A 13,810-nucleotide genomic window follows, 5' to 3' on the forward strand; every position below is an offset into this window, starting at 1 on the left:
CGGGCTCTCCGGGGACGCGGTCCTCGGCCCAGACCCTGCCGCCGTACCTCTCCACCAGGGACCGCACGATATAGAGGCCGAGCCCCTTCCCGCTCCGCTTGTTCGTCCCCTTCCTGAAGCGGGTGAAGATGACACCCTTCATCTCGTCCGGGATGCCGGACCCCGTGTCCTCCACCGAGACGCGGACCTCTCTTTCCTCTTCCTCGACCCTCACGAAGACCTCGCCCTGCCCGTCCATGAACTTGACCGCGTTCCCGATCAGGTTCGAGAGAACCTCGGGCAGGAGTGCGTCTGCCCAGACCATCAACTTCCTCCCTTCGTAGTGGATGGCAACCTCGGGGTGATGATTGACCGCCTCCCTGATCATGGCGTCCAGGTCCACCCTTTCGAGGGGGAAGTTTTTCTGGTGGATCAGCCTGATCGTTGCCACATTCTGGATGATCTCCGAACTCCTGATGATGCTCTGCCTGATCCTGTCGGCCTGGTATCTATCTTTCTCGACAAGGTGCATGAGCAGCATCTGGGCATACCCAAGGGCGACGGTGTTTGTATTGTTGATATCATGGGACATGATGTCGAGGTAGAGGTTTGCCTCCTCGTTCGCCTCGGTGAGGGCGGCGGTGCGGCGGCCGATGATCTCTTCGAGGTTCTCGTTTGTCTTTTTCAGTGCGTCTTCGGACTCCTTCGCTCTCTGGATATTCTCTTTGAGCGATGCGACCATCGCGTTGATGCTGTCTTCGAGGCGGCGGAACTCGATACCATTCGTGTGCCTGATCCGGTGGTCGAAGTCGCCCCGCGCAATGCGGTCGATGTCCTCGACCACCTCGGCGACCGGCCTGGAGATATAACTGACAACGCCATAGGAGACGAGGACGCTGCCGAGGACCGCGAGGAGTGCGATCGTCAGGTGCGAGAGAAAGAGGCCGGCCAGTTTATTCTCCATGGGGGCGGTCGTGTAGGTGAGTTCGATCACCATGCTCATATCGGAGGCATAATCGGGATCGCACAGGTCGACATACAGGTAGCGGCATTCTTTCTTCTGTGCGGGGTCTGGGTAGACACTGCTCTCTCTCCCGGCAAGGGCCTTCATGACTCGCATCTTCTGGACCGGGTCCGGCACATAACTCCTGTTCCCGACGACCTTTCCCATCGTGTCGAAGATCCTGATGCTATCGAGGTCGGGGTTGAGGCTCTTGAGGGCCTCGGCCGTCTGGACATAGGAGAGCCCAAGCTTCCGGTCCTTCAGCAGGTCAGGGACCAGACCCAGTTCGAAGAGGTAGCGGTGGTCGGGCGAGGGCATGTAGGCATATTTCCTGATCGCCCCTGTCGACTGCTCCCGCACCACCCGGTCGGCCGAGAAGGAGTCTCCTTCGCGGAGATCTGTGATATACGTGTAGAAGTAGGGGACATTCTTGAAGTCGAGGCCGACTTCAGGGGCGTAGGTGCTGTATTCGATGACCCCGCTGCTGTTGATCACGTACAGGTCCATCGTCCCGTCGAGTCTCTCCTTCAGCGCGATGAGGTCCATCTGTGCGGGGTCTCTCCCCGCGCGTTCGTACTCGTCGATAAACCCTTTGAAACCCTCTCTCATCTGCGTGTTCAGGGTATCGTCGTACATCTTGAGTCCCTGGTCGACGAGGTTCATCCACTGCGTGACGCTGATCTCGGTCTCTTCCTTGAGGAGCCGGTTCTTATCGATGAGTTCGTTCTGCGCTTCGATGTACGAAATTGATGAAAGGAGGGCGATGACGAAGACGATAATGAATAGGACGCAGATCAGGAGATTTTTATGGAAGGAACTGTTTTTTCCCGGTAAAATTCCTGGTATGTTCATTTATGTCATCACGGGGTAATATTGAAAAATAGTGCCCCGATATAATATATTCCTTTTTAAATGATTCTCTTGCCTGTTCATCTCTCGATATATACTCTCCTCATATCACGGATCACTATTTATGGTTTTTCTGTCGTTCTAATATCATATGCTGACAATTTTGTCTTTAATTCGAAAATAATTATGTAAATGCTGCTTTTATGATTAAAGCCTGCAAACCCGCCTGTCCTGTGGTATTCGACGACGACAGGGGACGACGTGTCGGCCGAGGTGCACCCGGCCGTCCCGGCGAGGGCGAGGATACAGCCGAGAAGAAAGAGAGTCAGGATCTTTTTCATGATCGGAGATGGACCTCTACCGGCATAACCCTCCCGTACACTGCTAATTTTTTCGAAGTCTCGCCCATTCAGCGAACCGGCGCCCGCGCCCTGACAAACGTCCCCTCCCTGTACTCGCGGAACGCCTCCTCCCGTTCCTCCCGGGTATTCATCACGATCGGGCCGGCCCAGGCAATCAGTTCGTGAATAGGCCGGCCTATGAGGAGAGGGAAACGCAAAGAAGATGCCGGTGAACTGACCCTGACCTCGTCGCCCTCCCCGAAGAGTGCGCACTGGTATTCCCTGAGGTCCACGGCCCCGAAACGGCCCGACCCGCCGTGACATAGGCAGAGACGGTGACGGTCTCGATGCCGCGGTGCGGGTGCCAGGGAAAACCGGCAAGATAGTCCTCCGGCCTGTCAGACCTGAAGTCGTCGAGCATCAGGAAGGGGTCGAAGAGAGGCACTTCCTGGTGGCCGAAGACCCGCCTCAGCCTCACCCCGGCACCCTCCACCATCTCCCGCGCCTCGAAGACCCGGGGCGACCCCCCGTATCTGTGACATGGGAACGGAGAAGCGGCGCCGGTATATAGGATCTACCCCGGACGGAAAAAAGGGTCCAGAATTGATCAGGAAATATGGATGACCTCGACCGGGCACCCCTCCGCGGCCTCCCGCACGCAGTCTTCCAGTTCTTCGGGCGTCTCTCCCTCCGCAGGATCCCCTCCGGCCCTGTATTCTCCGACAATCTGGCTCAGCGTGTCGTCAGGGCTCTCCTCAAACACATCCGGACAGGTCTCCCAGCACAGGGCGCACCCCGTGCAGTCCTCGCGGTCAATGGTGATCCGTACCATGGTCATTCTCCCTTCGCAGACACCCAAGATACACCGATCTCATATAATCCTTCGGTCTCCGGGGTGCGGGACGTGCGACCCGGCCGGGGCCACGCGGAGATCCCGAACGCCTGCACTCTTCACGCGCGGATGCGATATCTTCAACAGGTACGGCGGCATCCACCCCCCCATGAACGGCTTCATGGACCCCTTCTGGGACGGCCATCACCACATGGAAACCTGGTTCGGATTCCCATTTTTCGGCTGGGGCATGATGCTCCTCTGGTGGGCCCTTCTTCTTGCCATCGGCTGGTTGGTGTACCGCGATGCCGAGCAGAGGGGAATGAACGGCCTCCTCTGGTTCATCCTGATCATCCTCCCCTTCGTCGGGATCGTCTTTCTCATCCTCTACGTCCTGGTGAGGGAAACGTCAGGCCGGAGTCAGGTCTCGGAGAAGGACCGTGCACTCGAGATTCTCAGGGAGAGATATGCCACGGGGGAGATCTCGGAGGAGGAATACAGACGGAGAAAAGAGGAACTGGAGAGATAATCCGGAGAGTGCTACCACCTGAACTTCTCCTGCTTTCGGGCCATTTCGTCGAAGGGGAGGAGGGCGTACCCGTGTACCTTCCCGGCATCGTCCAGTTCGATCTCCAGGTACAGCTGGAGATCGCCGTGCTCCATCACCACCGTTGCCGGGTCTCCTCCTTTCTGCACAAAGCCCCAGTCTCCAAGATCTCCTGCGATGTCGGCAAAGGGTTTGCCGCCATAAGCATCAAAGAGCGCTTCCACTTTCTCCATCATCTCGACCCTGAAGTCCTGGCCGACCATCTGCGGACCGATCATTGTCACCGTCTCCTGCATGAAATACCCCCGGAAATATAAAAAGATGAACATGCGTGGGCACATCGGCCGCCAGACAGAATGGTGCCCACATCCAATGGGATAAGAGGACTTTATCACCCAACAGGCAGTCCGGAAAGGGACACCTGACGCCCTGAGCAAGAACTGCGAGGGGAACATAAGGGTGCACATCCAGGACCTGAACCGGGCATGACGGACCATAAACAGAACCAATAACACTATTCTTTTGTTTTCCCTGTTGAAACTACTCAGAATCGGGATATATCTATCTCAATCCCGCAGAGGTTTGATATTTCAATCATACTGTCCCGGGTATATGCTGCAGGACGGGTAAAATATAAATATAATAACCAAGTAGGGACGATACGACCGGACCACGGGGGGGACGGTTTTCGTTCAGATTCAATCGTCAAATGTCTTCTCTGACCTGTCACACGGCAGACATGCGAGACTTAAGGGTCTAAAAGAATTACACGACCCACAGCACCGCAAAGGCATCGGATCCTGAAAAGACGATATAGGGGACCGGATCCAGGGATCATCTGCCGAAAACTCCCTGAGAGCGACGAGGTGGGATGAACGACACCCCACCCTGTACGGTCTCGCCCCCGGCACATTCGGTCACAGCCCCACCCTACCAGACCCTGAGGAGGGACCATCCATGAAGATACTCCAGATCGTTCCCTACTGCCTCCCCTACCATGGCGGGCAGGAGCGCTATGTCTACAACCTCAGCAAATATCTTGTCAGGCACGGCCATGACGTCGAGATCATCACCTCGAACTATCCATACAGCCAGAAGTGCGAGACCTCAGAAGGCATCAGAATAACCCGGCACCGCTGTCTCGCCCGCCCCATGAGAAACCCCCTCACCCCCGCGTTCATGACCCTGACGCGGGAGAGCAGGGAGTGCGACATCGTCCATACCCATAACGAGCACAGCACCGCCGCCATGGCGGCCGCCTTTCTCAGGAACGGCAGGTGCGCCCCTCTCATCCTGACCTGCCACGGCCAGTTGATCTTCGGCGACAATTTCAGGGACACCCTGGAAAAGGTCTACAGCAAGACCATAGGCAGGGGCATTTTTTCCCGTGTGGACAGGATCGCCGTGAACTCCGCGGACGACAGGGACTATGTCCTCTCCATCAACGCCTCGGTCTCGGACAAGATCGATATCCTCCACAACGCCATCGACCCCGAATTTTTCGACGCCGTCAGGGGCGCAAACGGAATCTTCGACCTCAGCGGCAGGACCAACCTCCTCTATGTCGGCAGGCTGATCCGGAGAAAGGGCCTGGAATGGTTGATCAGAGCGATGGCCATCATCAAACAGTCGGGCAATGGCCGGGACGTCAGGTGCATCCTGGTCGGCGACGGCGAGGACAGGGAATACTTCGAGCGACTGATCAGGGAGCAGGGGGTCGAGGGGTCGGTGGTGCTGGCAGGCGACGTCGGTCTCGACGAACTCGTATACCTGTACCGACACGCCGACCTCTTTGTCCTCCCATCACTCTCCGAAGTCTGCCCGACCGTCGTGCTGGAGGCGATGTACTTCGGCATGCCTGTCGTCACGACCGACATTCCCGGGGTGAGGGACCACTTCGCGGGATCTGCTCTCCTTGTGCCGCCGAAAGACGAGGCATCGCTCGCGCGCGCGATCTTGAGCGTCATCGACGATAAGAACCTGACGGCCAGACTCGCCCGGGCAGGACAGGACCTGGTCACCGGGAAATATGTCTGGAGCCGCGTTTCGAAGGCCTACGAGTCGATATACCGTTCGATGGGGGCGTGAAGATGCGGGTGGGACTGTTTACGACCGATTTTCCCTATAAAAAACCCTTTGTGGACGAGGTCCCCGAAGGCGGTGCCTATGTCAGGAGCGGCGTCGGCGAGGTCGTCTATCACCTTGCCCTGGAACTGGAGAAACTCGGCCATGAGATCGGGATCTTCACGACCTCGGCTGACAGAGACGACCACACCGAGGAGACGGGCGGCATTACGGTTTTCCGGTACGGGAAAGACCTGAAACTTGCGGAGACCGAGATCTCCCTGAAGTACCTGCGGGGGCGGGACACCCCTTCCCTCGACGTCGTCCACCTCCACGCCGGGTCGCCGCCTGCCACCCTTGCGGCACTCGGCCATCTCAGAAAAAACCGGACGCCCTTTGTCGTCACCCACCACCTCGACCCCGACATAGAGTCGGGAAACCTCCTCAGGCGGGCATTGCTGTACGGCTATTCAGGATATTACCTGAGACAGTCTTTTGCAAAGAGCGACCGGATCATCGCCCTGTCGCAGGAGGTCGTCGCCTCGTCCCCGCACCTCCGGCCTTTCCGGGATCGGATCAGCGTCATCCCGAATGGGATCGATATCGCCGAACTGGAGACGCCCCTCGCGAAAAAAGAGTGCAGGAAGAGGTTAGGACTCCCGGACGAGGGAACGATCGTCCTCTTCCTCGGGAACCTCGTGCCCCGGAAAGGGCCGCACATCCTCCTTGCGTCGATGCAGACCGTCCTCATGGAGGCGCCCGACACCACCCTCGTCCTCGCCGGGACGATCACACCCTTCGGTGCGGGCCTCAGGGAGGAGGCGAGGGCCCTCGCCCTGGAGAAGAATGTCGTCTTCACCGGGACCGTGGGGGAGGAGACGAAAAAATTGCTGTACCATGCCGCAGACATCTTCGCCCTCCCGTCCTTCGGGGAGGCGTACCCCCTCACCATCCTGGAGGCGGCCGCGTGCGGACTGCCGGCGGTGGTGAGCGGGCTTGCAGTCTTCAGGGCCCAGGTCCGCGACGGCGAGAACGGACTCTTCAGCAGGACCGGCGATCCCGGGGACCTCGGCGCAAAACTTCTCCGCCTGATCGCTGCGAGGGAGGAGAGGGAGAGAATGGGCAGGAATGCACGGTCTGCCGTGCAGAACCTGAACTGGGACAGGATCGCCGCGGCACACCAGGCGGTCTACGAGGAGGTGCTCAGGTGAGGGTCGGCATCATCGGCCCCCTCTCCGGCGAGGAGGACGAGGGGTTCAGGAATGTCACCGCACGGTTTGTCGAACACCTCGGCAGCCGCCACGACGTCCTCCCCCTCGACGTCGGCGGGATCTCCTCCCCCCTCTTCTGGAAGATGGTGCGGGACGTCTCCCCCGATGTCGTCCACTACATGACAGCACCGACATTCTCCAGTTTCCTCGCGCTGAAGGCGGCGCGGGCCCTCTCCAGAAACGACACGAAACTGGTGATGTCGGCCCTGCACCCGAACTGCCTCCCTGTGCTCAGGAACCGGGTCGTCCGTACCCTGATACCCCGTTTCCCGCCCGACCTCATCATCACCCAGTCGCCGGAGGCAGCCCGCCTCCTGAAAGAGACCGGGGCGCGGGTACGGCTTCTCCCGCATGGCGTCGATACCGTGCGGTTCAGGCCGGTGCCTGCGGGCGAGAAGGGGAGGCTCCGGGAGAAGTACGACCTTGACAGGGGGGTCTCCGTCCTCCTCCATGTCGGCCACGTCAAACCCGACCGCGGCCTCGGACAGCTGCTCAGGCTCCAGCAGACTATCCCCGACTGCCAGGTCGTGATCGTCGGGAGCCCCCGCTTCGCACGGGACAGAAAATATGCAGCGTACCTCAGGGAGCACGGGTGCATCGTCATGGAGGGATATTACAGCCGGATCGAGGAGCTCTACCAGCTTGCCGACTGCTACGTCTTTCCCCGGGGAAAGACTCTCTTTCTCCCCCTGACCATCATGGAGGCGATGGCCTGCAACCTCCCGGTGGTCACGGCCCCCTTCGACGGGATCACGCCGTTCTTCCCCGAAGGGAAGGGCCTCTTCGTCGCCAGGGCAGGGGAGGAGTATTCGGGATATGTGCGCCTGGCACTGGAGGAGAGAGGGACGGTCGCAACACGGGAGAAGGTGCTCCCCTGCTCCTGGGGCCGCGTGGCCGACGAGATCAGTGGCATGTACCGAACGCTCTGCGGAGGAAGACCATGAGACGAGGAAAGATCATCTGCTTTACCGGGATTGACGGGTCGGGGAAGACGACCCTTGCAAAGTACCTGACAGGCGAACTGCACAGGCGGGGGGTCGACACCAGGTACGTCTACGGGAGATACCAGCCCACCGCGCTCAGGCCCCTGATGTACCTGGGAAAACTCCTCTTTTTCCGGAACAAGGACATGTTCCAGGACTACTCCGACTATGCCGGGTCGAAGAAGGAGGCGGCACAGGAGCACACCCTGCTCGCCCGCCTCTACCAGCGCCTCCTCTTCTGGGAGTACGCCCTCCAGTTGACCTTCAGGGTCTCCCTCCCGGTCGCCCTCCTCAACAGAACCCTTGTCTGCGACCGCTATATCATCGACACCGTCGTCACCGACCTCGCCGTCGACTTCCACTACTCTGAAGAGGAGGTCGAGGAGGTGATCCGGGAGATGTACAGCCGTTTTCCGCGGCCTGACGTCACCTTCCTGATCGACCTCCCCGAGGAGGTCGCGATGAAACGAAAGGACGACACGCCTTCTGTCCGGTACCTGGAGGAGAGGCGGCGGCTGTACCTCATGTCGGCGGAGACCGTCGGCGCCGTCGTCCTCGACGGGTCTCTGCCCGGCGAGACGATCAGGCAGAGCGTCCTCCGGCACACCGGGGTGGCGCCATGACGCGGCTCGTTGTGATCGGGATCGACAGCATGGACGCCCTCCTCGTCGACGCCTACCTCGACGACCTGCCAAACCTCAGAAGACTGAAGGAGGCATCGCCGCCGATCGCCATGCACTCGGTCTTTCCGCCTGACTCGGACACGGCATGGGCGACCATCTACACAGGGCTGAACCCGGCCGAACACGGCGTGGTCCACTTCGTCGACCCCCTGGAGAAGACCTCGATCTACCAGACAGACTACCTCGACTCGTCCCTTGTCCGCGGCAGAACCTTCTGGGACGCCGCAGGGGAGGCAGGAAAGAGGGTCTGTATCGTCAACCCCCATATCGGGTACCCTGTCTGGGCGGTCAACGGCACGATGGTGAGCAGGAGCCCGAAGAACACCGGCGTCCAGGCCTATCCTGAGACCGCCGCTGTCATCGCCGGTGACGGCCTCCTGATGCCCGACCGTATTCCCGACTCGAAAGGGGAATACCAGGAGTACCTCGAACGCCTCGAATCTGTTGTCAGGAAGGAGGCCGCCGTCGCCGGAGACCTGATGCGCTCGACCCGGTGGGATCTCTTCTTCTTTTATTCCTCGGCCCTCGACTTTGTCCAGCACATCTTCTGGAATTACTGCGACCCGAAGGATCCCATGTATCCGGGCGACGACAACCCCTTCAGGGACACCATCAGGCACTTCTACCGCACCTACGACGAGATCGTCGGGTCCCTCACCACCGACCTCCCGCCAGACACCGCCGTGATCGTCATGAGCGACCACGGCCACACGATGCGGCCGTCAGACCTCGTCAACATCAACGAGATCCTGCGGATGAAGGGCTATCTTGTCGCGAACAACGGGATCTCGGCCCCGATAAAAAATGTAGGGGAGAAGGCGAAGAGGGCGGCGGTGAACATCATCCAGAGGACGGCACTCCGCGGGACCGCCCTCAGGATCCTCAGGAAACACCCGGGGATCAAGGAGTACTACACGGTTCCCTCGTCCATCGACTTCGGTCGGACGGTGGCGCACTGCACCGACCTCTCCGGCATGAAGGCCTACAACTACGGCGGGATCCTCATTGCGCGGGAGAAACTGGGCGAGAAGCGGTACGACGAGGTGAAAAGAGAGATCATCGACCTCCTCTCCTCGTACGCCCTTCCCGACGGTGTCCCGGCCTTCGAGTGGGTCCGAGAAAGGGAAGCCCTCTACCTGGGGCGGCACCTGGAAAAATACCCCGACATCCTCTTCAAACTGAGAGAGGGCTATGGTGCGGGTTGGGCGATCCACGAGTCGGTCTTCTCGACGTCGAACACGCACAGTTTTTACCCGGGGTCCCACCGGGGGGACACGCCGGTCTTCTTCCTCCGGGCGCCCGGCACCAGCACGCAGGCCCTGACAGAGGCGGGCCTGGAGGACGTCAGCCCCACGATTCTGGAGATTCTCGGGATAGGGGGAGACGGCAGGGGCGGGAGCGGGAAGAGCCTCATCTAAAGATAGGCAGGAGATCCTGCCGGACTTTCAGGGCCTGAAAGGTACCTGAAAGATGAACGGAACGACGAAAAAAAGATAACCCAACGATCCCGGCCTGAGATGTGGGGAACAGATATATATCATGACGCAGATTACGACCCTACGCTCGTCCCCCGAGAGGACATCTATGGAAACAAAGCCTCGCATTGTCCTGATCACATCGCGGTGGTTCAAGAACCAGAACCTCTACTTTACGGCTTTGAAACTTGTGCAGATCCTGAAACCCCTTTCCCGGGACATCACCTGGATCATCACCGAGCAGGAGGACAAGAACTACCCTGCAGGCGAGTTCACGCTCCTGAGGGTCCCCGACCGGACGGTTGAGAGACCCCTCCTCGTCCGCCTCTGGTATCTCGTCCTCCACCAGGTGCGGGTGGTCAACCAGGTGCTGCACCTCGGGAAGGACCAGGACGTCGTGATCTTCGCATTCGGTGCCGACTACTTTATCCTCCCGATGCTTGCCGCAAAACTGAAGGGAAAACAGGTGGCCATCCGTACGGACGGGAGGACCTCCCGCGTCATCGGGAAGTACTGGCAGAAGAGAAACCGTCCCCTGCAGATGCTCTACGAAGGGGTCGAGGCGGTCACGTACAGGATATCCGATGCGATCATCCCGGAAAGCGAGGCTTTTGTCAGCCTCTACGACCTCGGGAACTACGAGAAGAAGACCTGGTCGGGCAGCCTGTACGTCGACACGGCGCGTTTTGCCGTCCAAAAGGGAATGTCGGAGAGGGAGTACGACCTCGGGTTTGTAGGACGTTTTTCCCGCGAGAAAGGGATCGTCGAGTTCGTGTCCGCCCTCGGGACGGCCCTGGACGGAGATGAGTGCCGGGCAGTCCTCATCGGCGACGGCGATCTCAGGGGAGAGGTCGAGGCCATCCTTGCGCGAGATCATATCCAGGAGTCTGTCGACGTCGTCGGCTGGATCGACAACGCGGACCTCCCCCGGTACCTGAACACTATCAAAGTCCTTGTCGTGCCGTCGTACAGGGAGGGACTCCCCAACATCGTGATCGAAGCGATGGCATGCGGGTGCATCGTCCTTGCCACACCCGTGGGGGGGATACCGGACCTGGTCCGGGACGGCATGACCGGGTTCATCTCCGAAGACAACGCGCCGGCGACTCTTTCCCGGAATATCAGGCGTGCACTGGGACACCCTGACAGGGAAGGTGTCGGCAAGAAGGCGCGGGAACTGATCGAGCGGTCCTACACGTATGACGCCGCGGTCAGGCAGTACGGACAGATACTCGCACACATATCGTCATGAGGTCATCATGGAACTCTCTGCACGCGAACGTCTGATAGCCCTCGTCGGGATCCTTCTCCTCTTCGATGGGGCCTTTCTTCTGGACATACCGATCCTGCGCGAAGTGCTGGGGGCGGCGGTCATCGCGGTCATCCCGGGCATGCTGATCCTCTCCATCGTCAGGCCGGGAAAGATCACTCTCCTGGAATACTGTCTCCTTGCTGTCGGGGCGAGCATCGCCTTCCTGATGATCGGGGGCCTGCTGTATAACAATCTCCTGATGTATCTCGGCATCACAAACCCGTTTACCGGACGGTTGCTCCTCGACTTCTACAACCTGGCGATCATCGTCCTTGCCGCGGCCTGGTACCTCACCAATAACGATAGGTCGTTTTCTCTCCCGGATGTGTCGATGAAGGCAGCGGACATGGCGTTCCTCCTGCCGGGTCTGATCTTCCCGTCGCTGAGCGTCCTTGGAATGCACCAGATCAATACGGCCGGGAACAACCTCCTCCTTCTCGGCCTCCTGATCGCCGTCCTCGTCTATATCGCCGCGCTGAGCATCTGCCATGCGAAGGTTTCGCCATGGCTTCTGCCTGCCGCCATCCTGCTCCTGAGCGTCACCCTCATCCTGCCGCTCGCCCTCAGGTCGAACTATATCATCGGGACCGACTCGCACTTTGAATATTTCACCTTTATAACCACGCTGGAGAACGCGCACTGGTCCATCATCGGGAGCGCACAACTCGACTCGTGCCTCAGCATATCTATCCTGCCGTCGGTCTTCCAGATCATCACGGGCGTCCCCCCGATGATGCTCTTTAAGGTACTCTTTGCACTGATCTTCTCCATCTCTCCCCTGATCGTCTATAGCATTGCGAAACAGTACCTGGCCGGGATCTATGCCTTTCTCGCCGCGGCATTTTTCATGATCCAGCCCCAGTTCATGACGGCCGCGTCGAACAGCAGGACTGTCCTCGCCCTGCTCTTCTTTATGTTGACCATCATGCTGCTCCTGAACGAGGGGCTGAATCCCGCACGGAAGAAGGTCCTGGTCGTCCTCTTCATCGCTGCCGCAATTTTTTCCCACTACTCGACGTCGTTTATCTTCTTTGGAATCCTGGTTTTTGCATGGGTCGGGACCGGCATCCTCTCCCTCAGGTACCCTGTCCGTCCCGCTCCGTCGTTTGACATCCTGGTGATCTTTCTTGCCCTGATGTATGTCTGGTACGCCCTGGTCACGGTCGTCCCGTCGCAGATGTTCCTGGAGTTCATCGACAAGACCATTGAAAACCTGGACCAGTTCCTGATGCCCGGGACGCGCGGCGAGGACGTCCAGAGGTTATTCGGCGCACAGGCTCTCAACAAGGGTTTCCCCTATGTCATCCAGCTGGCACTGTCCTGGGTCGGTATCGGCCTCATCGCTATCGGGTCTCTTGCCGTGGCCCTGGACCTCAGGCGCACGGTCCTTCCGGGCAGGGAGACGGCGGAGTACCTGGAGAACAAGTTCAGCGGTCTGTTCTTTGTCCTGGTCATCATCGTCACCGGCCTCCTCGGCCTGATGGTCGTCGTGCCCTATGTCTCTGACGGTTACGACCTCGCCCGGGTGCTCCCCCTCTCCAACACGATCCTTTCAGTCATGTTCGTAGTTGGGGGCATCGCCATTGCTGAAGTCCTGCGTTTTGTCGTACAGTCCACTGGAGAAAGGAGAGAACACCTGACCGCTCACCATGGGGGGGACCGGAGCCTGCTGATGAAGATGTCGCTTGCGGTGATCCTTGTCGTCCTGCTCCCGTACTTCCTCTCGGTGACGGGCGTCCTGCACACCCTGTACGGCGACCACCGCGATGTCGTCTTCCATGCTGACGGGCCGCAGTACGACATGAAGTATGTCCATGAAACGGAAGCACAGGGGGCGGTCTGGTTAAATCAGAGGATGGACCCGGAGATGAGGGTCTTTGCAGACGGGTTCGGGATATCGCGGCTGATGAGCCTGGGCACGATGCCGCCCTCGTCTCTTGCCTCCTTTGTCCAGTATGGCTGGGTCTCTCGCGAGAGTTATGTCTATCTCAGGCACAAAAACGTGGTCGACGGCAATCTTATCGATTTTGACGGAAAATACCGCGATATGGACGAGTTCGCCCAGTTATTCCGGCACAAGAGTAAGGTCTACGCCAATGGCGGGGCCACGATCTGGACCGGGTGAATGAAAGGAGGGTTCGAAGGTCGAAGACCGTCTCGAATCCCCCCGGGCGTCCCCGAACTTAGGATCGGACCGGGGAAGACAGAACCGGAGATACCGAGGGAGATTGCCATCCACTCCTATCCAAATGGTGAGGGGATCGGGGGGTGCGAGCGGAGCGAGCTTGAGAAAACGGAACGTTTTCGAGTGAAACCCCCCGGAGAAGAACGCCGATCTACCGCCGCCATATACGCCCCCGGATCCCAGATCCGGGCAATATCCGCTCCCCCTCCCTCCTCCTCGGCGGCACCGGGGGGACCGGGAGAGGGGACGGCATTACCTGCAGTCATACCAACGGCGAGAGGGCGTT

At 59.4% G+C, this 13,810-nt stretch carries 14 protein-coding genes; 8 read left to right on the plus strand and 6 right to left on the minus strand.

Annotated elements, in window-relative coordinates; all coding sequences use genetic code 11:
* The 5 genes from PHP59_RS07670 to PHP59_RS07690 form a co-directional block, all read right to left on the minus strand.
* Positions 1 to 1,834 (minus strand): HAMP domain-containing sensor histidine kinase (locus PHP59_RS07670; protein WP_300165675.1); only part of this gene is annotated, 1,834 nt, incomplete at its 3' end.
* A gap of 119 nt (positions 1,835 to 1,953) precedes the next feature.
* Positions 1,954 to 2,172: a hypothetical protein gene (locus tag PHP59_RS07675; protein ID WP_300165677.1), complete on the minus strand. Its 219-nt coding sequence runs from the start codon at positions 2,170 to 2,172 to the stop codon at positions 1,954 to 1,956.
* Positions 2,173 to 2,240: 68 nt separating this feature from the next.
* A complete protein-coding gene (locus PHP59_RS07680) occupies positions 2,241 to 2,465 on the minus strand; it encodes a pirin-like C-terminal cupin domain-containing protein (RefSeq protein ID WP_300165679.1) in 225 nt (74 codons plus the stop codon).
* Positions 2,369 to 2,668 (minus strand): pirin family protein, encoded by a 300-nt coding sequence (locus PHP59_RS07685; RefSeq protein ID WP_300165681.1) that lies wholly within the window; start codon positions 2,666 to 2,668, stop codon positions 2,369 to 2,371. The genes PHP59_RS07680 and PHP59_RS07685 overlap by 97 nt, the downstream gene beginning before the upstream one ends.
* Positions 2,669 to 2,779: 111 nt before the next feature.
* Complete coding sequence (locus tag PHP59_RS07690; RefSeq protein WP_300165683.1) at positions 2,780 to 3,004, minus strand: ferredoxin; 225 nt, start codon at positions 3,002 to 3,004, stop codon at positions 2,780 to 2,782.
* A gap of 169 nt (positions 3,005 to 3,173) precedes the next feature.
* Here PHP59_RS07690 and PHP59_RS07695 point away from each other — a divergent pair, with 169 nt between their 5' ends.
* Positions 3,174 to 3,533 (plus strand): SHOCT domain-containing protein, encoded by a 360-nt coding sequence (locus PHP59_RS07695; protein ID WP_300165685.1) that lies wholly within the window; start codon positions 3,174 to 3,176, stop codon positions 3,531 to 3,533.
* Between the two features lie 11 nt (positions 3,534 to 3,544).
* On the opposite strand, the gene PHP59_RS07700 is transcribed toward PHP59_RS07695, so the two are convergent.
* Entirely contained in the window at positions 3,545 to 3,829 is a 285-nt protein-coding gene (locus PHP59_RS07700; RefSeq protein WP_300165687.1) for a hypothetical protein, read from the minus strand.
* A gap of 679 nt (positions 3,830 to 4,508) precedes the next feature.
* Here PHP59_RS07700 and PHP59_RS07705 point away from each other — a divergent pair.
* The 7 genes from PHP59_RS07705 to PHP59_RS07735 all read left to right on the plus strand — a co-directional run bounded on the left by PHP59_RS07705 (position 4,509) and on the right by PHP59_RS07735 (position 13,464).
* Complete coding sequence (locus PHP59_RS07705; RefSeq protein ID WP_300165689.1) at positions 4,509 to 5,639, plus strand: glycosyltransferase family 4 protein; 1,131 nt, start codon at positions 4,509 to 4,511, stop codon at positions 5,637 to 5,639.
* 2 nt (positions 5,640 to 5,641) lie between these two features.
* Positions 5,642 to 6,826 carry a glycosyltransferase family 4 protein gene (locus PHP59_RS07710; protein WP_300165691.1) on the plus strand — a complete coding sequence of 395 codons (1,185 nt, stop codon included), beginning with the start codon at positions 5,642 to 5,644 and terminating at the stop codon, positions 6,824 to 6,826.
* Entirely contained in the window at positions 6,823 to 7,830 is a 1,008-nt protein-coding gene (locus PHP59_RS07715; RefSeq protein ID WP_300165693.1) for a glycosyltransferase family 4 protein, read from the plus strand. Before PHP59_RS07710 ends, PHP59_RS07715 begins: the two co-directional genes overlap by 4 nt.
* The gene (locus PHP59_RS07720) at positions 7,827 to 8,492 is read left to right on the plus strand and encodes a hypothetical protein (RefSeq protein WP_300165695.1); all 666 of its coding nucleotides are present in this window, start codon (positions 7,827 to 7,829) and stop codon (positions 8,490 to 8,492) included. The genes PHP59_RS07715 and PHP59_RS07720 overlap by 4 nt, the downstream gene beginning before the upstream one ends.
* On the plus strand, positions 8,489 to 9,970 hold the full coding sequence (locus PHP59_RS07725; protein ID WP_300165697.1) for an alkaline phosphatase family protein: 1,482 nt from the start codon (positions 8,489 to 8,491) through the stop codon (positions 9,968 to 9,970). The genes PHP59_RS07720 and PHP59_RS07725 overlap by 4 nt, the downstream gene beginning before the upstream one ends.
* A gap of 166 nt (positions 9,971 to 10,136) precedes the next feature.
* Complete coding sequence (locus PHP59_RS07730) at positions 10,137 to 11,279, plus strand: glycosyltransferase family 4 protein (RefSeq protein WP_300165699.1); 1,143 nt, start codon at positions 10,137 to 10,139, stop codon at positions 11,277 to 11,279.
* A gap of 7 nt (positions 11,280 to 11,286) precedes the next feature.
* Complete coding sequence (locus tag PHP59_RS07735) at positions 11,287 to 13,464, plus strand: DUF2206 domain-containing protein (protein ID WP_300165701.1); 2,178 nt, start codon at positions 11,287 to 11,289, stop codon at positions 13,462 to 13,464.
* The last annotated feature ends 346 nt before the right edge of the window (positions 13,465 to 13,810 follow it).

Origin of the sequence: Methanofollis sp., assembly GCF_028702905.1 — an archaeon.
In the GTDB taxonomy this organism is placed as follows: Archaea; Halobacteriota; Methanomicrobia; order Methanomicrobiales; family Methanofollaceae; genus Methanofollis.

Coding starts and splice junctions, on each gene's coding strand:
- PHP59_RS07690 (WP_300165683.1), bottom strand. CDS start 3,004: ATGGTACGGATCACCATTGACCGCGAGGACTGCACGGGGTGCGCCCTG.
- PHP59_RS07675 (WP_300165677.1), bottom strand. CDS start 2,172: ATGAAAAAGATCCTGACTCTCTTTCTTCTCGGCTGTATCCTCGCCCTC.
- PHP59_RS07720 (WP_300165695.1), top strand. CDS start 7,827: ATGAGACGAGGAAAGATCATCTGCTTTACCGGGATTGACGGGTCGGGG.
- PHP59_RS07710 (WP_300165691.1), top strand. CDS start 5,642: ATGCGGGTGGGACTGTTTACGACCGATTTTCCCTATAAAAAACCCTTT.
- PHP59_RS07725 (WP_300165697.1), top strand. CDS start 8,489: ATGACGCGGCTCGTTGTGATCGGGATCGACAGCATGGACGCCCTCCTC.
- PHP59_RS07735 (WP_300165701.1), top strand. CDS start 11,287: ATGGAACTCTCTGCACGCGAACGTCTGATAGCCCTCGTCGGGATCCTT.
- PHP59_RS07705 (WP_300165689.1), top strand. CDS start 4,509: ATGAAGATACTCCAGATCGTTCCCTACTGCCTCCCCTACCATGGCGGG.
- PHP59_RS07695 (WP_300165685.1), top strand. CDS start 3,174: ATGAACGGCTTCATGGACCCCTTCTGGGACGGCCATCACCACATGGAA.
- PHP59_RS07730 (WP_300165699.1), top strand. CDS start 10,137: ATGGAAACAAAGCCTCGCATTGTCCTGATCACATCGCGGTGGTTCAAG.
- PHP59_RS07700 (WP_300165687.1), bottom strand. CDS start 3,829: ATGATCGGTCCGCAGATGGTCGGCCAGGACTTCAGGGTCGAGATGATG.
- PHP59_RS07685 (WP_300165681.1), bottom strand. CDS start 2,668: ATGGTGGAGGGTGCCGGGGTGAGGCTGAGGCGGGTCTTCGGCCACCAG.